The organism is Streptomyces sp. SID12501, from assembly GCF_010550245.1.
In the GTDB taxonomy this organism is placed as follows: Bacteria; Actinomycetota; Actinomycetes; order Streptomycetales; family Streptomycetaceae; genus Streptomyces.
On sequence record NZ_JAAGLU010000875.1, the window covers coordinates 1 to 410 of the forward strand.

General features: G+C 71.0%; 1 protein-coding gene and 1 pseudogene. Both read right to left on the reverse strand.

Annotated elements, in window-relative coordinates; genetic code table 11:
• Positions 1-168 (reverse strand): SDR family NAD(P)-dependent oxidoreductase (locus G3I71_RS48915; RefSeq protein WP_164325443.1); only part of this gene is annotated, 168 nt, incomplete at its 3' end.
• A 75-nt stretch (positions 169-243) separates the two neighbouring features.
• Positions 244-399, reverse strand: a pseudogene (locus G3I71_RS48920) (zinc finger domain-containing protein); the annotation flags it as partial.
• Positions 400-410: the final 11 nt, after the last annotated feature.

The following is a 410-nucleotide window of genomic DNA, read 5'->3' on the forward strand; positions in this document are numbered from 1 at the left end:
ACGCGTGATCACCTCGTACGTCCGGCGCAGGCCCGTCTCGTCGCGGTCGGCGCAGTGGACCGTGGCCCCGGCCTCGGCGAGGAGTACGGCGCTCGCCCGGCCGATACCGCTGGCGGCTCCGGTGACGAACGCGGAGCGGCCCGTGAGGTCGTACGCGGAGAGGGGCATGACGGGACCGTACGGTCAAATCTGACGGGTCGTCAATTGGTGTGTCGGTCTTTGTGGCGTCGAGCCCTTCGGTACCTAGGGCATCGGGCCCGACTGGCAGGCCGGGCACCAGTACGTCGGCCGGTCGGCCTCGTCGACCTTGCGGATCGGGGTGCCGCAGCGCAGACAGGGGCGGTGAACCCGGCCGTAGACGTACAGGGGTTCCTGCACCCGGAGGGGCGGGGAGGGCCTCTACGGAGGAG